The sequence below is a fragment of the Pseudomonas sp. FYR_5 genome, assembly GCF_043106315.1.
Lineage (GTDB): Bacteria > Pseudomonadota > Gammaproteobacteria > Pseudomonadales > Pseudomonadaceae > Aquipseudomonas > Aquipseudomonas putida_Y.
Map to the genome: position 1 here is coordinate 23,341 of NZ_JBICMK010000080.1, position 17,054 is coordinate 40,394.

General features: G+C 62.0%; 14 protein-coding genes. 11 read left to right on the plus strand and 3 right to left on the minus strand.

Going from position 1 to position 17,054, the window contains the following annotated elements; genetic code table 11:
* The first annotated feature begins 203 nt into the window (after nt 1–203).
* From xdhA to guaD, 4 genes are all read left to right on the plus strand, one after another.
* Nucleotides 204–1,658 (plus strand): xanthine dehydrogenase small subunit, encoded by a 1,455-nt coding sequence (xdhA, locus tag ACF8RA_RS13300; protein ID WP_392461881.1) that lies wholly within the window; start codon nt 204–206, stop codon nt 1,656–1,658.
* Entirely contained in the window at nt 1,651–4,050 is a 2,400-nt protein-coding gene (gene xdhB, locus ACF8RA_RS13305) for a xanthine dehydrogenase molybdopterin binding subunit (protein ID WP_392461883.1), read from the plus strand. Before xdhA ends, xdhB begins: the two co-directional genes overlap by 8 nt.
* A gap of 119 nt (nt 4,051–4,169) precedes the next feature.
* A complete protein-coding gene (gene xdhC / locus ACF8RA_RS13310; RefSeq protein WP_021783021.1) occupies nt 4,170–5,015 on the plus strand; it encodes a xanthine dehydrogenase accessory protein XdhC in 846 nt (281 codons plus the stop codon).
* Nucleotides 5,016–5,025: 10 nt separating this feature from the next.
* Nucleotides 5,026–6,330 carry a guanine deaminase gene (gene guaD, locus ACF8RA_RS13315; protein WP_176685154.1) on the plus strand — a complete coding sequence of 435 codons (1,305 nt, stop codon included), beginning with the start codon at nt 5,026–5,028 and terminating at the stop codon, nt 6,328–6,330.
* Here the strand turns inward: guaD and aqpZ are convergent.
* Nucleotides 6,327–7,025, minus strand: coding sequence for an aquaporin Z (gene aqpZ, locus ACF8RA_RS13320; protein ID WP_176685153.1), 699 nt, complete (start codon nt 7,023–7,025; stop codon nt 6,327–6,329). The genes guaD and aqpZ overlap by 4 nt on opposite strands.
* 149 nt (nt 7,026–7,174) lie before the next feature.
* Entirely contained in the window at nt 7,175–7,930 is a 756-nt protein-coding gene (locus tag ACF8RA_RS13325; protein ID WP_392461885.1) for a GntR family transcriptional regulator, read from the minus strand.
* Nucleotides 7,931–8,212: 282 nt separating this feature from the next.
* Between ACF8RA_RS13325 and ACF8RA_RS13330 the strand changes: the two genes are divergently transcribed.
* Nucleotides 8,213–9,562 (plus strand): NCS2 family permease, encoded by a 1,350-nt coding sequence (locus tag ACF8RA_RS13330; RefSeq protein ID WP_392519235.1) that lies wholly within the window; start codon nt 8,213–8,215, stop codon nt 9,560–9,562.
* An 835-nt stretch (nt 9,563–10,397) separates the two neighbouring features.
* Here the strand turns inward: ACF8RA_RS13330 and uraH are convergent.
* Nucleotides 10,398–10,751, minus strand: a complete 354-nt coding sequence (gene uraH, locus ACF8RA_RS13335; protein ID WP_003254328.1) for a hydroxyisourate hydrolase — start codon at nt 10,749–10,751, stop codon at nt 10,398–10,400.
* Nucleotides 10,752–11,151: 400 nt separating this feature from the next.
* Between uraH and puuE the strand changes: the two genes are divergently transcribed.
* From puuE to ACF8RA_RS13365, 6 genes are all read left to right on the plus strand, one after another.
* Entirely contained in the window at nt 11,152–12,078 is a 927-nt protein-coding gene (gene puuE / locus ACF8RA_RS13340) for an allantoinase PuuE (protein ID WP_176685151.1), read from the plus strand.
* Entirely contained in the window at nt 12,078–12,593 is a 516-nt protein-coding gene (gene uraD / locus ACF8RA_RS13345; protein WP_176685150.1) for a 2-oxo-4-hydroxy-4-carboxy-5-ureidoimidazoline decarboxylase, read from the plus strand. The genes puuE and uraD overlap by 1 nt, the downstream gene beginning before the upstream one ends.
* A gap of 49 nt (nt 12,594–12,642) precedes the next feature.
* Entirely contained in the window at nt 12,643–13,146 is a 504-nt protein-coding gene (locus ACF8RA_RS13350; RefSeq protein WP_003254333.1) for an ureidoglycolate lyase, read from the plus strand.
* A 44-nt stretch (nt 13,147–13,190) separates the two neighbouring features.
* Nucleotides 13,191–14,510: a urate hydroxylase PuuD gene (locus tag ACF8RA_RS13355; RefSeq protein WP_176685149.1), complete on the plus strand. Its 1,320-nt coding sequence runs from the start codon at nt 13,191–13,193 to the stop codon at nt 14,508–14,510.
* Nucleotides 14,511–14,695: 185 nt separating this feature from the next.
* Nucleotides 14,696–16,051: a nucleobase:cation symporter-2 family protein gene (locus tag ACF8RA_RS13360; protein ID WP_176685148.1), complete on the plus strand. Its 1,356-nt coding sequence runs from the start codon at nt 14,696–14,698 to the stop codon at nt 16,049–16,051.
* A 137-nt stretch (nt 16,052–16,188) separates the two neighbouring features.
* On the plus strand, nt 16,189–16,974 hold the full coding sequence (locus tag ACF8RA_RS13365; RefSeq protein WP_392519237.1) for an outer membrane protein OmpK: 786 nt from the start codon (nt 16,189–16,191) through the stop codon (nt 16,972–16,974).
* The last annotated feature ends 80 nt before the right edge of the window (nt 16,975–17,054 follow it).

Sequence of the window (17,054 nt, forward strand, 5' to 3'; positions counted from 1 at the left end):
GCGCAGAGGGGCCAGGTGGTTTATTTGACCTGTCAGACAGCCACGCGCCCGGCGCGATCTATGCTTGGAATAGAGGCAGTGTGTTCGGCTGGGCATGGACATGTGCATTTTCTTGACCTTTGGGTCAGAAAAATATTGACCTGCTAGACAGGTCTTGCTTAGAGTCCGCCCAACAACAATAAAACCATTGCGAGGCCATCCCCGTGATCCAGTTTCTCGTCAACCAGGAGCTGCGTAGTGAGCACGCCCTGGACCCAAACATGACGGTGCTGCAGTACCTGCGCGAGCACCTGGGCAAAACCGGCACCAAGGAGGGCTGCGCCAGTGGAGACTGCGGTGCGTGCACCGTGGTGGTCGGCGAACTGAGCCAGGACGACCAAGGCAACGACAGCCTGCGCTACCGCAGCCTCAATTCGTGCCTGACCTTTGTGTCGTCGCTGCACGGCAAGCAACTGATCAGCGTCGAGGGTCTCAAACAACAGGGCCAACTGCACAGCGTTCAACAAGCGATGGCAGACTGCCACGGATCGCAATGCGGCTTCTGCACGCCCGGCTTCGTCATGTCACTGTTTGCCCTGCAAAAGAACAGCAGCGGCCCCGACCTGCACCAGGCCCAGGAAGCCCTGGCTGGCAACCTGTGCCGCTGCACCGGTTACCGACCGATCCTCGACGCTGCCGAGCAGAGCTGCCGCCAGCCCTGCCGCGACCAGTTCGATAGCCAGCAGGCGCAAACCATCAGCCGCCTCAAGGCCATTGCCCCGACCCAGACCGGCGAGCTGAACAGCGGCGACAAGCGCTGCCTGGTGCCGCTGACCGTCTCCGACCTGGCCGACCTGTACAGCTCGCACCCTGAAGCGCGCCTGCTCGCGGGGGGGACCGACCTGGCGCTGGAAGTCACCCAGTTCCACAAGACCCTGCCAGTGATGATCTACGTCGGCCATGTGGCGGAGCTCAAGCGCATCGAGAAAACCGCCAGCCACCTGGAAATCGGCGCCGCCACGCCGCTGACTGACTGCTACACCGCGCTGAACGAAGAGTACCCTGACTTCGGGGCACTGCTTCACCGCTTCGCCTCGCTGCAGATCCGCAACCAGGGCACCCTCGGCGGCAACATCGGCAACGCCTCGCCGATTGGCGACTCGCCACCCTTGCTGATCGCGCTGGATGCGCAGGTCGTTCTGCGCCAGGGCGAGCGTCAGCGGGTGATGCCACTGGAAGACTACTTCATCGATTACCGCATCACCGCCCGACAGGACAGCGAGTTCATCGAGAAGATCATTGTGCCGCGCGCCACCAGCGACTGGGCGTTCCGCGCCTATAAAGTGTCCAAGCGCCTGGACGATGACATCTCCGCCGTGTGCGGGGCGTTCAACCTCAGCATCGAAGACGGCGTAGTCAGCGGGGTACGCATCGCCTTCGGCGGCATGGCGGCGATCCCCAAACGCGCCCGCGCCTGTGAGGCGGCGCTACGTGGCAAGCCATGGGACCAGGCTGCCATCGAGCGCGCCTGCCAGGCAATGGCCGAGGACTTCACCCCGCTAAGCGACTTCCGCGCCAGCAAGGAATACCGCCTGCTGACCGCGCAGAACCTGCTGCGCAAGTATTTCATCGAACAGCAAACACCGCACATCGAAACCCGGGTGACCGCTTATGTCTAACCATCACGTAGCCAAAAGCCAGGCCGAGATGGCCGAACTGTTCAGCCAGGACCTGACCACCGGGGTGGGCCGCAGCGTCAAGCACGACAGCGCCGACAAGCATGTATCCGGCGAGGCGGTGTACATCGACGACCGCCTGGAATTCCCCAACCAGTTGCACGTCTATGCCCGCACCGCCGACCGCGCCCATGCGCGTATCCTGCGCATCGATACCACGCCGTGCTACGCCTTCGAGGGCGTGCGCATTGCCATCACCCACGAAGACATCCCCGGCCTGAAGGACATCGGCCCGGTGGTGGCCGGCGACCCGCTGCTGGCCATCGACAAGGTCGAGTTCTTCGGCCAGCCGGTGCTCGCTGTCGCTGCCCGCGATCTTGAAACCGCACGTAAAGCGGCCATGGCCGCCATCGTCGAGTACGAAGACCTGGAACCGGTGCTGGACGTGGTCGAGGCGCTGCGCAAGAAGCACTTCGTGCTCGATAGCCACACCCACCAGCGCGGCGATTCGGCTGCCGCCCTGGCCAGCGCCCCGCATCGCATTCAGGGCACCCTGCACATCGGCGGCCAGGAGCACTTTTACCTGGAAACGCAGATTTCTTCGGTAATGCCTACCGAAGACGGCGGCATGATCGTCTACTGCTCCACGCAGAACCCCACCGAAGTGCAGAAACTGGTCGCCGAAGTGCTCGACGTACCGATGAACAAGGTGGTGCTGGACATGCGCCGCATGGGTGGTGGTTTTGGCGGCAAGGAAACCCAGGCCGCCAGCCCGGCATGCCTGTGCGCGGTAGTTGCGCGCCTGACCGGCCAGCCAACCAAGATGCGCCTGCCGCGGGTCGAAGACATGACCATGACCGGCAAGCGCCACCCGTTCTACGTCGAGTATGACGTGGGCTTCGACGACAACGGCCGGCTGCACGGCATCAATTTCGACCTGGCCGGCAACTGCGGCTATTCGCCCGACCTGTCCGGCTCGATCGTCGACCGCGCCATGTTCCACTCCGACAACGCTTACTACCTGGGCGATGCCACCGTCCACGGCCACCGCTGCAAGACCAACACCGCCTCCAACACCGCCTACCGCGGCTTTGGCGGCCCACAGGGCATGGTCGCCATCGAGCAGGTGATGGACCATATCGCCCGTCATCTGGGCCGTGACCCGCTGGCCGTGCGCAAGGCCAACTATTACGGCAAGACCGAACGCAACGTCACCCACTACTACCAGACCGTCGAGCACAACATGCTCGAGGAGATGACCGCCGAACTGGAAGCCAGCAGCGACTACGCCGAACGCCGCGAGTCGATCCGCCGCTTCAACGCCAACAGCCCGATCCTGAAAAAAGGCCTGGCGCTGACACCTGTCAAGTTCGGCATTTCGTTCACCGCCACCTTCCTCAACCAGGCCGGTGCGCTGATCCACATCTATACAGACGGCAGCATCCACCTGAACCACGGCGGCACCGAGATGGGCCAGGGCCTGAACACCAAGGTGGCCCAGGTGGTGGCGCAGATCTTCCAGGTGGATTTCAGCCGCATTCAGATCACCGCCACCAACACCGACAAGGTGCCTAACACCTCGCCTACGGCTGCTTCCAGCGGCGCCGACCTTAACGGCAAGGCGGCGCAGAACGCGGCTGAAATCCTCAAGCGCCGCCTGACCGAGTTTGCCGCACGGCACTATCAGGTGACCGAGGAAGACGTCGAGTTCCGTAACGGCCATGTGCGCGTGCGCGACCAGATCGTCAGCTTCGAGCAACTGGTGCAGCAGGCTTACTTCGCTCAGGTGTCGCTGTCCAGCACCGGGTTCTACCGCACACCGAAGATCTTCTACGACCGCAGCCAGGCCCGCGGCCGGCCGTTCTACTACTTCGCCTTTGGCGCTGCCTGCGTGGAAGTGATCGTCGATACGCTGACCGGCGAATACAAGATGTTGCGCGCCGACATCCTGCACGACGTGGGCGATTCGCTGAACCCTGCGATCGACATCGGCCAGGTAGAGGGCGGTTTCATCCAGGGCATGGGCTGGCTGACTACCGAAGAGCTGGTGTGGAACGCCAAAGGCAAGCTGATGACCAACGGCCCGGCCAGCTACAAGATCCCGGCCGTGGCCGACATGCCACTGGACTTGCGGGTGAAGCTGGTGGAGAACCGCAAGAACCCGGAAGACACCGTATTCCACTCCAAGGCCGTGGGCGAGCCCCCGTTCATGCTCGGCATTGCTGCCTGGTGTGCAATCAAGGATGCCGTGGCCAGCCTGGCTGATTACCGCGTGCAGCCGCAGGTGGATGCACCAGCTACGCCGGAGCGGGTGCTGTGGGGCTGCGAGCAGATGCGCAAGGCAGTGGCTGAAACACAGTCGCGCGAACGGGAACTGGAAACCATCACCCCCTGACAACGCAAGGCCCTGGTAGGAGCGGGTTTACCCGCGAATGCGATATCAGCTTCATCGCTACATTCGCGGGTAAACCCGCTCCTACCAGGGTCGGCAGCATGGCTTAGAGAGGTTGCATCATGCACCAATGGATCAACGCCCTCGCCGACCACCAGTCACGTGGCGAAGCCTGCGTGCTGGTGACCATCATCGAGGAACGCGGCTCGACACCGCGCAATGCCGGCTCAAAGATGGTGGTCAGCGCCAGCGGCCTGTTCGACACCATCGGCGGCGGGCACCTCGAATACAAGGCCTTGCACATCGCCCGGCAAATGCTCGAAGAGCAGCGCACCACCCCGCACCTGGAGCGCTTCAGCCTCGGCGCCAGCCTGGGCCAGTGTTGCGGCGGCGCCACCGTGCTGCTGTTCGAGCCGATGGCCGCTGTGCAGGCACAGATCGCCGTGTTCGGCGCGGGCCATGTCGGCAGGGCTCTGGTACCCTTGCTCGCCGCGCTCCCCTGCCGGGTGCGCTGGATCGACTCGCGTGAACAGGAATTCCCCGAACTCATCCCCAAAGGGGTGACCAAGGTCGTCAGTGAGGAACCGGTCGACGAAGTCGCGGACCTGCCGCCCGGCAGCTACTGCATCGTCATGACCCACAACCACCAGCTCGATCTGGAACTGACCGCCGCCATTCTCAAGCGCAACGATTTCACCTGGTTCGGCCTGATCGGCTCGAAGACCAAACGGGTCAAGTTCGAGCACCGCCTGCGCGAGCGAGGTTTCGACGAGGCCGTCATGGCACGCATGCGCTGCCCTATGGGCCTGACCGAGGTCAAGGGCAAGCTGCCCATCGAGATCGCCGTGTCTATCGCCGGTGAAATCATTGCCACTTACAACGCCTGCTTCGGCCAGCACGACGCTGCCGCCAATGCCGGCCCCATTGCCCAATTGCTGCCGCCCTCCCGCCGCAGCCAAGCCATTTGACGAGTGTGTTATGACCGTTACCCGCAAAGCCTACCGTGCCGCCATCCTGCACAGCATTGCCGACCCGGCCGAGGTGGGCCTGGAGGCTTCCCATGAATACTACGAAGACGGCCTGCTGGTGGTCGACGATGGCCGCATCAGCGCCGTTGGGCACGCCAGTGAACTGCTGCCGACGCTGGATGCCGGCATCCCGGTCGAGCACTATCAGGACGCGCTGATCACCCCGGGCTTCATCGATACCCACATCCACTTCCCGCAGACCGGCATGATCGGTTCCTACGGCGAGCAGTTGCTGGACTGGCTCAACACCTACACCTTCCCCTGCGAAAAGCAGTTCGCCGACAAAGATCACGCCGACCAGGTGGCGAAGATCTTCCTCAAGGAACTGCTGCGTAACGGCACCACCACTGCGCTGGTATTCGGCAGCGTGCACCCGGAGTCGGTCAACGCCCTGTTCGAAGAAGCCGAGCGCCTGGACCTGCGCCTGATCGCCGGCAAAGTGATGATGGACCGCAATGCCCCAGACTACCTGACCGACACCGCCGAGTCCGGCTATGCCGAAAGCAAGGCACTGATCGAGCGCTGGCACGGCAAAGGCCGCCTGCACTATGCCGTGACCCCGCGCTTCGCCCCAACCAGTACGCCGGAACAATTGACCCTGGCCGGCCAATTGCTCAAGGAGCACCCGGGCGTGTACATGCACACGCACCTGTCGGAAAACCTCAAGGAAATCGACTGGGTCAAGTCGCTGTTCCCCGAGCAGAAGGGTTATCTGGACGTCTACGATCACTTCGAGCTGCTGGGCGAACGCTCAGTGTTTGCCCACGGCGTGCACCTGTGCGACGAAGAGTGCCAACGCCTGGCCGAAACCGGCTCGGCCGTGGCCTTCTGCCCCACCTCCAACCTGTTCCTCGGCAGCGGCCTGTTCAACCTGCCCCAGGCCGAGCGGTTCAAGGTCAACGTGGGCCTGGGCACCGACGTTGGCGCCGGCACCAGCTTCTCTCTGCTTAACACCCTGAACGAGGCATACAAGGTGATGCAGCTGCAAGGCGCGCGCCTGCACCCGTACAAATCGCTGTACCTGGCCACCCTCGGCGGCGCTCGCGCGCTACGCCTGGACGACCGTATCGGCAGCCTGCGCCCGGGCAACGATGCCGACTTCGTGGTGCTGGACTACAAGGCCACGCCACTGCTGGACTACCGCATCCAGCAGTCCAACAGCATCGAAGAAACCTTGTTCGTGCTCACCACCCTGGGCGATGACCGTACCGTGCGTGAAACCTACGCCGCCGGGCGCTGCGTGCACCAGCGCTAAGGTTCTTTCGCCAAACCCCGATACAGCGCGCCGCCGATTGCAGCCCCGATCAGCGGCGCCACCCAGAACAGCCACAGCTGCTGCAGGGCCCAGCCCCCGACGAACAAGGCCGGCCCCGTGCTACGCGCGGGGTTGACCGAGGTATTGGTGATCGGGATCGAGATCAGGTGGATCAGGGTAAGGGCCAGGCCGATGGCGATGGGTGCAAAACCGGCCGGTGCGCGGGCGTCGGTCGCCCCCATGATCACCACCAGGAACATGGCGGTCATCACCACTTCACTGATGAAGCCGGCGCCCAGCGTGTAGCCACCGGGCGAGTGGTCGGCGTAGCCGTTTGAAGCCAACCCCGAAGACAGCTCGAAACCGGCCTTGCCGCTGGCGATGAGGTAGATCACCCCGGCCGCCAGGATGGCACCGATGACCTGAGCGATCACATAAGGCAGCAGCTCTTTGGCCGGGAAGCGCCCGCCTACCACCAGCCCGAACGACACGGCAGGGTTTAGATGGCAACCAGAGATATGGCCAATCGCGAAAGCCATGGTCAGTACAGTGAGGCCGAAGGCGAAGGCGACACCGAGTACACCGATGCCGAGAGGGGAACTGGCTGCGAGTACCGCACTGCCACAGCCACCAAGGACCAGCCAGAAGGTGCCGATCAGTTCGGCCCCCATGCGTTTACCCAGGGACATGCTCATGAATCCGTTCCTCAAGAAGTTGAACGCAACGAATGCGCAAGCCCAACTGCTTGATGAAGGTTTGCTCACAAGAATTTAGCAGACCTTTGGGTTATGGCCAGTAGTGCCTGGGGGCTGCCTTGCAGCCCCTCGATCACACCGGCAAACGATCAACCCTTGATGGAAACCTTCGGCTTTTTCAACAGGTGCGAGAACACCGCATGCAAATCGTCCGAGGCGCTCTCCTCGTCCAGGTTCAGCTTGCTGTCGATGTGGTCCATGTGATGCATCATCAGGCTCACGGCCTGCTCGGCATCGCGCGCCTCGATGGCATCGATAAGCTGCATGTGCTCATCGTAAGAGCAGTGCGAGCGGTTGCCGCTTTCGTACTGGGCAATGATCAGCGAAGTCTGCGAGACCAGGCTGCGCTGGAAACTTACCAGCGGTGCATTGCCCGCCGCTTCGGCCAGCTTGAGGTGGAACTCACCGGAAAGGCGGATGCCGGCACCCCGGTCACCGCGCGAGAAGCTGTCGCGCTCCTCACGCACCATCTGCCGCAGCTCGTTGAGCTGGTCGAGGGTAGCATGCTGCACCGCCAGCTCGGTGATGGCGCGTTCGACCATGCGCCGCGAGAAGAACACCTGGCGCGCCTCTTCCACGGTCGGGCTGGCCACCACCGCGCCGCGGTTGGGCCGCAGCAACACCACGCTTTCGTGGGCCAGGCGCGACAAGGCGCGGCGGATGATGGTGCGGCTGACGCCAAAGATCTCGCCCAGCGCTTCCTCGCTCAACTTGGTGCCCGGAGCCAGACGCTGCTCGAGGATGGCCTCGAAAATATGCGCGTAGACGATGTCGTCCTGGGTACCGCTGCGGCCGGCCTTGCCGACTCGTGCAGGTTTTTTCAGAGGTTGCAGCTGTTCGTTCATGGGCTCTCGAGGCACGAAGAGAAAGTATGGCGCCATTGTACACAGGCTGAGGCGATTCCGCAGGGGGCGTTTTACCTATATAGCCGTTGTACGACGCATTGCGCATACAAAACATAAAACATTATTTGCATTATTTGTACACAAAAGCATAATCCATCGAGCAACTTCTTGACCCTTGAGTCAACAAACGGTCAGACGTCTGCCTTCCCTCGCGGAGCCGCCAAGTGCATTGCGCAGGAAACTGGCTCCATAACAACAAGAAAGACTTGAGGAGTACCCGCTGTGGAAAGCCGCAAATCCGAAGCCCCTACGCTGGATCTCGCCCCACCGCTCGAAACGAGCTGGCTGGAGCGGATTTTCAAACTCAAGCAACACGGCAGCACCGTCAGAACCGAAATGATCGCCGGGGTGACCACCTTCATCACCATGGCCTACATCATCTTCGTCAACCCCAACATCATGGCCGACGCCGGCATCGACCATGGTGCCGCTTTCGTCGCCACCTGCATCGCCGCCGCGCTGGGCTGCCTGCTGATGGGCCTGTACGCCAACTGGCCGGTAGGCCTGGCGCCAGGCATGGGGCTCAATGCCTTCTTTACCTACACCGTTGTCGGCACCATGGGCTACAACTGGGAAACGGCGCTGGGGGCGGTATTCGTCTCGGGCGTGCTGTTCATGTTCCTGACCTTGTCGAAAGTGCGCGAATGGCTGCTCAACAGCATCCCGGTCAGCCTGCGCCATGCCATGGGGGCCGGCGTCGGATTGTTTCTCGGGCTGATCGGCCTTAAGACCGCAGGCATCATCGTCGACAGCCCTGCCACCCTGATCAAGCTGGGCTCGCTGCATGAACCGGGGCCACTGCTGGCAGCCGTGTGCTTCCTGCTGATCGCCATCCTCAGCTACAAGCGGGTCTTCGGTGCGATCCTGATCAGCATCATCGGTGTCACCGTCGCAGGCTGGGGCCTGGGCCTGGTCAAGTTTGGCGGGGTGATATCGATGCCGCCGAGCCTGGCGCCCACCTGGATGGCCATGGACGTGGCTGGCGTGTTCAACGTCAGCATGATCAGCGTGGTGCTGGCGTTCCTCTTCGTGCACATGTTCGACACTGCCGGCACCCTGATGGGCGTCGCGCAACGGGCCAACCTGGTGGCGCCGGACGGGCGTATCGAGAACCTGTCGAAGGCGTTGAAGGCTGACAGTGCCTCGAGTGTGTTCGGTGCGGTGGTAGGTGTACCGCCGGTGACCAGCTATGTGGAGAGTGCCGCGGGGGTTGCCGCAGGTGGCCGAACTGGCCTGACGGCTGTGGTGGTAGGCCTGCTGTTCATCGCCGCGATGTTCTTCGCGCCGCTGGCCGGGATGATTCCTGCCTATGCGACAGCAGGTGCACTGATCTACGTTGCAATGCTGATGATGGGTAGCATGGCGCACATCCATTGGGATGAGGCCACCGACAGCATTCCGGCGATCGTCACGGTGATCATGATGCCGCTGACGTTCTCGGTCGCCGATGGTATTGCCCTGGGCTTCATCAGCTATGTGGCCTTGAAGGCGGGTACAGGCAAGTACAAGGAAATCTCTGCCAGCCTGTGGGTGCTGTGCGCGATCTTCATCGCCAAGTTCGTGTTCCTCTGATCAAGGGTGCCTGGCTTTAGATTTCCAGTGTTTTCGACCGAGCGCCGCCCCGCGGCGCATCGCGTCGCTCCTATGCTTGTTTCGGGCCATCAATGCCCGCGAGGGACGCGCGCGACCGCCTTGTTGGTACGCCGCGATATGGCGCCCTTGCTCAACATTTGAAAGGCCTTCGCGGTCGCCCGTAGGAGCGGGTTTACCCGCGAAGAGGCCGGCCCTGCTGGCCAATCTCCACCCGCCGTTCACCGTTGCTGCCGCCACCGTATTCGCGGGTAAACCCGCTCCTACAACGGACAGTTGGACACAGCCCGTCGTAGGAGCGGGCTCACCCGCGAAGAGGCCGGCCCTGCTGGCCAATCTCCACCCGCCGTTCACCGTTGCCGCCGCCACCGTATTCGCGGGTAAACCCGCTCCTACCACGGTGGTGGACAGTTGGACACAGCCCGCTGTAGGAGCGGGTTCACCCGCGAAAGGGCCGGCCCTGCCTGCCAATCTCCACCCGCCGTTCACCGTTGCTGCCGCCACCGTATTCGCGGGTAAACCCGCTCCTACCACGGTGGTGGACAGTTGGACACAGCCCGTCGTAGGAGCGGGTTCACCCGCGAAGAGGCCGGCCCTGCCTGCCAATCCCCACCCGCCGTTCACCGTTGCTGCCGCCACCGTATTCGCGGGTAAACCCGCTCCTACCACGGTGGCGGACAGTTGGACACAGCCCGCCGTAGGAGCGGGTTCACCCGCGAAGAGGCCGGCACAGGCAACGCAAAAAACAGCAGACGAAAAAAAGCCCGCCAGTGTGAGAGCGGGCCAAAGGACCTACGAAGATTCTTCTAGCGACCAACTAGCTTCCACGATAGGTCGAATAGCTGTACGGCGAAATCAGCAGCGGCACGTGGTAATGCTCCTGCGACTCGTCGATGCCAAAGCGCAGCACAACAACATCCAGAAACGCCTGGGCCGGCAGTTGCACGCCACGGGCGCGGTAGTAATCCCCAGCGCTGAACTGCAACTGGTAAACGCCAGTGCGGTAATCGTCCCCCTGCAACAGCGGCGCATCGACGCGGCCATCGCTATTGGTCAGGGCGGTGTTCACCAGCTCCAGCTGCTGGCCTTCGACGCGGTACAGCTCGACCTTGATCGAGCTACCCGGGCAGCCATGCGCGGCATCCAGTACGTGTGTGGTCAAACGTCCCATTGCGTGTCGCCTCTTGTTCAATCTGTGGGCAAAAAATACTCAGCCATCGCACCAGCTTAGCGCCTGCGGCAGGCGGGAATGACGTTATTAAGACATTCCACCCATGAATTGTACACAATTTTTTGATCTCCCCTGTCGCACCCTCCCTTTGATGCCCATAAACGACCCATCGGTCGCAAATACGCGCACCATAACGATGCCAACTTTATTAGCTGACCAATCAGGCAGGTTTCTTGCACTGTATTTCCAAGTCGCTGTCAGGCGACAAAAGGGAAGAAATGCGGAAAAACAGGCTTACAAAAGATTTCAGAAGTTGTATACAATCAGCCCATCCGGTGGTGCGACATACCGACGCGGCCCGCCCACCCCCCCGCACTAACGCACAAGAAGGAAGACTGCAGTGAGCGCTGATTACCCTCGCGACCTGATCGGTTACGGCAACAACCCTCCTCACCCGCAATGGCCGGGCAACGCCCGCATCGCGCTGTCTTTCGTCCTCAACTACGAGGAAGGTGGCGAACGCAACATCCTGCACGGTGACAAGGAATCCGAAGCCTTCCTGTCCGAGATGGTCGCTGCCCAACCACTGCAGGGCCAGCGCAACATGAGCATGGAGTCGCTGTATGAATACGGCAGCCGTGCCGGTGTATGGCGCCTACTGAAGCTGTTCAAGGACAGCGGCGTACCACTCACCATCTTCGCCGTGGCCATGGCCGCCCAGCGCCACCCCGACGTGATCCGCGCCATGGTCGAAGCCGGCCACGAGATCTGCAGCCACGGCTACCGCTGGATCGACTACCAGAACATGGACGAGGCCCAGGAGCGCGAGCACATGCTCGAAGCCATCCGTATCCTCACCGAACTCACTGGCGAACGCCCGCTGGGCTGGTACACCGGCCGAACCGGCCCGAACACCCGCCGCCTGGTGATGGAGGAAGGTGGTTTCCTCTATGACAGCGACACCTACGACGACGACCTGCCCTACTGGGAGCCAAACAACCCCACTGGCAAGCCGCACCTGGTGATCCCCTACACCCTGGACACCAACGACATGCGCTTCACCCAGGTACAGGGCTTCAACTGCGGCGAGCAGTTCTTCCAGTACCTGAAAGATGCCTTTGATGTGCTGTACGCCGAAGGCGCCGACGCACCGAAAATGCTTTCCATCGGCCTGCACTGCCGCCTGGTCGGTCGCCCGGCGCGCCTGGCAGCACTCAAGCGCTTCGTCGATTACGCAAAAAGTCATGACCAGGTCTGGTTCGCCCGTCGCGTGGATATCGCCCGCCACTGGCACACCACCCACCCGTACAAGAAAGAGAACGCCTGATGACCGCCTTCAATACCCTCAAACCATCCGCCCTGGACCGTGACACCTTCGTCAAGGCCTTCGCCGACATCTACGAGCACTCGCCGTGGGTTGCCGAAAAAGCCTACGACCTGGGCCAACTGGGCGAGCTGGACGAGATCGAGGCGCTGCACCAGCGCATGAGCGACATCCTGCTCAGCGCCAACCACGCCGACCAGCTGGCGCTGATCAACGCTCACCCGGACCTGGCCGGCAAGGCAGCCATCCAGGGCGAGCTGACAGAATCGAGCACCAACGAACAGGCCGGCGCCGGCATTCACCAGTGCACCGCCGAGGAGTTCGCCCGCTTCACCGAGCTGAATGATGCCTACAAAGCCAAGTTCCAGTTCCCGTTCATCATGGCAGTGAAGGGCAGCAACCGGCACCAGATTCTCGCCGCCTTTGAAAAGCGCATCCACAACGATGCCGATGCCGAATTCAAGGAAGCCCTGACGCAGATCAACCAGATCGCCCTGTTCCGCCTGCTGCAGCTGTAAGCAACAGCCGAACCTTATTCAGAAAACGAACAATAGAAGAGATAACCGCATGCGCACCCTGATGATCGAGCCCTTGACCAAAGAAGCCTTCGCCCAGTTCGGAGACGTGATCGAAACCGACGGCAGCGACCACTTCATGATCAACAACGGCTCGACCATGCGCTTTCACAAGCTCGCCACGGTCGAAACCGCCGAGCCTGAAGACAAGGCGATCATCAGCATCTTCCGCGCCGACGCGCAGGACATGCCGCTGACCGTGCGCATGCTGGAACGCCATCCGCTGGGCAGCCAGGCTTTCATCCCGCTGCTCGGCAACCCCTTTCTGATCGTGGTCGCGCCCGTTGGCGATGCACCTGTATCAGGCTTGGTCCGAGCCTTCCGCAGTAATGGCAGGCAGGGCGTTAATTACCATCGCGGCGTCTGGCACCACCCGGTGCTGACGATCGAAAAGCGGGATGATTTCCTGGTGGTTGATCGCAGTGGTTCTGGCAACAACTGCGATGAGCATTACTTCACCGAGGAACAGATGCTGATCCTCAATCCCCACCAATAAGAAAAGGTCAGTCATCTTCTCGGTGACTGGCAGAGGTACATACTGTGGAAGCACACCTTCACGAATGGCTGAACCTGAGCATTCGCTGGGTTCACATGATCACCGGCGTCGCCTGGATCGGTGCATCGTTCTACTTCGTCTGGCTGGAGAACCACCTGAACCGAAGCAACCCGCGCGATGGGTTGTCGGGTGATCTCTGGGCGATTCACGGCGGTGGAATCTACCACCTGGAGAAATACAAGCTCGCCCCCCCGAAAATGCCCGAGAACCTGCACTGGTTCAAATGGGAAGCCTACTTCACCTGGATGTCCGGTATCGCCCTGCTGTGCGTGGTGTTCTACTGGAACCCGACCCTGTACCTGCTGGCACCTGGCAGCACCCTGAGCGGTGCCGAAGGCGTGGCCATCGGTATCGGTTCGCTGATCGCGGGCTGGTTCATCTACGACTTCCTGTGCGACTCGCCCCTGGGCAAGAAGCCAGCGCTGCTCGGTGGTGTGCTGTTCGTGCTGATCATCGCAGCCTGCTGGGGCTTCAGCCTGGTGTTCAGCGGCCGTGGCGCCTACCTGCACACCGGCGCGATCATCGGCACCATCATGGTCGGTAACGTGTTCCGCATCATCATGCCGGCCCAACGCCAGCTGGTGGCGGCGATCGAGAACAACCAGACGCCCGACCCGGTACTGCCGGCCAAGGGCCTGCTGCGCTCGCGTCACAACAACTACTTCACCCTGCCGGTGCTGTTCATCATGATCAGCAACCATTTCCCGAGCACCTACGGTAGCCAGTACAACTGGCTGATCCTGGCCGGTATCGCAGTAGCCGCGGTTCTGATCCGCCACTACTTCAACACCCGCCACGACAGCAACAAGTACGCCTGGACCCTGCCCGTCGGCGCCCTGGCGATGATCTGCCTGGCTTACGTTACCGGCCCGAAACCGATGGCCGTAAGCCCTGAGCAAGCAGCAGCGAAGATCGAGTACCAACCGCTGCCGGCAACTGCGGTAGGCGGCAAGACCGCTGCCGAGCAGCGCGCCGAGGACGCCGCCAAGGCTGCCGAAACACCTGCGCAGGCACCGGCCCAGGCCGCTGCCCAGGCCGGTGGTGGCGACTTCGACAAGATCCACAATGTCATCCAGGAACGCTGCACCGTGTGCCACTCGTCCAAGCCGACCAGCCCACTGTTCAGCACCGCCCCTGCCGGCGTGATGTTCGACACTCCGCAGCAGATCCAGGCCCAGGCCGCGCGCATTCAGGCGCAAGCGGTTGCCAGCCAGATCATGCCGCTGGGCAACATCACCCAGATGACCACCGAAGAGCGCAAGCTCGTCGGGGACTGGATCGCCAAAGGCGCCCAGGTCAACTGACAGCACCTCGCCAGGCAACCCGCCCCCAAGGGAATCACAATTCCCTGTAGGAGCGGGCTTGCCCGCGAAGAGGCCGGTAGCCCCGGCCTCAGGCTTCATGTGTAACGCAACAAGCAAGCATCGAGCGCGCAGGCATGAAGCCTGCCGCTTGGATCCGAGAATAAAAACAAAACTCGAGGTGCTGCATGTCCGAGTCACGCAAGGCGTATATCCCCATTGCGCCGCCGCGCGAACCCTTGCCCCTGTTCCAACTGATCCTGGTTGGCCTGCAACACGTTCTGCTGATGTATGGTGGCGCGATCGCCGTGCCGTTGATCATCGGCCAGGCCGCCGGGTTGTCCCGTGAAGAAGTCGCTTTCCTGATCAACGCCGACCTGCTGGTCGCCGGCGTCGCTACCATCATCCAGTCGTTCGGTATCGGCCCGGTGGGCATCCGCATGCCGGTGATGATGGGTGCCAGTTTCGCTGCCGTCGGTAGCATGGTGGCCATGGCCGGCATGCCCGGCGTAGGCCTGCAGGGGATCTTCGGCGCGACCATCGCTGCCGGGTTCTTCGGCATGCTGATCGCGCCGTTCATGTCAAAGGTTGTCCGCTTCTTCCCACCGCTGGTCACCGGTACGGTGATCACCTCGATTGGCCTGTCGCTGTTCCCGGTGGCAGTCAACTGGGCCGGTGGCGGCCATGAAGCAGAAACGTTCGGCTCGCCGATCTACCTGCTGGTGGCCGGCCTGGTACTGGCCGTGATCCTGCTGATCAACCGTTTCATGCGCGGTTTCTGGGTCAACGTGTCGGTACTGGTGGGCATGGGCCTTGGCTACATCCTGGCCGGCTCCATTGGCATGGTCGACCTGTCGGGCCTGAATGAAGCACCGTGGTTGCAGGTGGTCACCCCACTGCACTTCGGCATGCCGACCTTCAGCCTGGCGCCGATCCTGTCCATGTGCCTGGTAGTGGTGATCATCTTCGTCGAGTCCACCGGCATGTTCCTGGCCCTGGGCAAGGTGACTGATCGTGAAGTAACCCCTGGCATGCTGCGTCGCGGCCTGCTGTGCGATGCCGGTGCGTCGTTCATTGCGGGCTTCTTCAACACCTTCACCCACTCCTCGTTCGCCCAGAACATCGGCCTGGTGCAGATGACCGGGGTGCGCTGCCGCTATGTCACCATCGTGGCCGGTGCACTGCTGATCCTGCTCAGCCTGCTGCCCAAGGCGGCCTTCCTGATTGCCTCTATCCCGCCTGCGGTACTGGGCGGCGCGTCCATCGCCATGTTCGGCATGGTCACCGCCACCGGGATCAAGATTCTTCAGGAGGCGGACATCGGCGACCGCCGCAACCAGCTGCTGGTTGCCGTGAGCGTCGGCTTCGGGTTGATCCCCGTGGTGCGTCCGGAGTTCTTTGCCCAGATGCCACAGTGGATGGAACCCATCACCCACAGCGGTATCGCCATGGCCACGGTCAGTGCCCTGGTGTTGAACGTACTGTTCAACATCCTTGGCGGTGCCGACCGCGCAATGCACAACGACGTCTGTCACCAGCATTGAGCCAAGGGGGGCGGTGCATTGCCGCCCCTCATTCACCTCTGCAGTAACCGCTACGCCGTCGACCCGCCGGAATGGGTCGCCCGGGGCGCCTGCGCGCCAAAAACACCAACAAAAACAATAAGTCCGGGAATCACAACATGAAGCGCATCACCACGTCCCTGTTGTTGGGCAGCAGCCTGCTGTCCACCCTACCCTCGCACGCAGGCGAATGGCTGCAATGGCACGGCGAAAGCCTGACCTACCTGTACGGCAAGGACTTCAAGGTCAACCCTGATATCCAGCAGACCATCACCTTCGAGCACGCCAACAAATGGAAGTACGGCGACACCTTCATGTTCGTCGACAAGATCTTCTACAACGGCAAGGCCGACCCCGGCAAAGGTGTGACCACCTACTACGGCGAGTTCAGCCCACGCCTGTCATTGGGCAAGATCTTCGACCGCAAGCTTGCCTTCGGTCCGATCAAGGACGTGCTGCTGGCCATGACCTACGAGCGTGGTGAAGGCGACAACGAGGCCTACCTGATCGGCCCCGGTTTCGACTTGAACATCCCCGGCTTCAACTATTTCACCCTCAATTTCTACGTGCGTAACACCGAAGGCAGCCGCCCCGGTGACAACGTCTGGCAGATTACCCCCGGCTGGTCGTACACCCTCCCCGTGGGGCGGTCAGACATTCTGATCGACGGTTACATGGACTGGGTTACCGACAACGACCAGACCCGCCGTGGCACCTATCACGCCAACCTGCACTTCAACCCGCAGGTCAAATACGACCTGGGCAAGGCGCTGAACCTGGGCGCCAAGCAGCTCTACGTTGGCTTTGAATACAGCTACTGGAAAGACAAGTACGGCATTGACAGCCGCGGCAACCTGGACAGTAACCAGAGCGTCGCCAGCGCGCTGGTCAAGGTCCACTTCTGACAAGCTGACCAAACGCACAGGTTTGATCCACCCCGCTCCAGGACGGAGCACTTGAGGCGCGGCGCGCAAGCCAGTAATCT

What these genes read in the sequence shown, in the direction of transcription:
- uraH (WP_003254328.1), bottom strand. Translation starts at nt 10,751, where the DNA reads ATGGGACGTTTGACCACACACGTACTGGATGCCGCGCATGGCTGCCCG.
- ACF8RA_RS13360 (WP_176685148.1), top strand. Translation starts at nt 14,696, where the DNA reads ATGTCCGAGTCACGCAAGGCGTATATCCCCATTGCGCCGCCGCGCGAA.
- uraD (WP_176685150.1), top strand. Translation starts at nt 12,078, where the DNA reads ATGACCGCCTTCAATACCCTCAAACCATCCGCCCTGGACCGTGACACC.
- guaD (WP_176685154.1), top strand. Translation starts at nt 5,026, where the DNA reads ATGACCGTTACCCGCAAAGCCTACCGTGCCGCCATCCTGCACAGCATT.
- ACF8RA_RS13325 (WP_392461885.1), bottom strand. Translation starts at nt 7,930, where the DNA reads ATGAACGAACAGCTGCAACCTCTGAAAAAACCTGCACGAGTCGGCAAG.
- aqpZ (WP_176685153.1), bottom strand. Translation starts at nt 7,025, where the DNA reads ATGAGCATGTCCCTGGGTAAACGCATGGGGGCCGAACTGATCGGCACC.
- ACF8RA_RS13365 (WP_392519237.1), top strand. Translation starts at nt 16,189, where the DNA reads ATGAAGCGCATCACCACGTCCCTGTTGTTGGGCAGCAGCCTGCTGTCC.
- xdhC (WP_021783021.1), top strand. Translation starts at nt 4,170, where the DNA reads ATGCACCAATGGATCAACGCCCTCGCCGACCACCAGTCACGTGGCGAA.
- ACF8RA_RS13350 (WP_003254333.1), top strand. Translation starts at nt 12,643, where the DNA reads ATGCGCACCCTGATGATCGAGCCCTTGACCAAAGAAGCCTTCGCCCAG.
- xdhB (WP_392461883.1), top strand. Translation starts at nt 1,651, where the DNA reads ATGTCTAACCATCACGTAGCCAAAAGCCAGGCCGAGATGGCCGAACTG.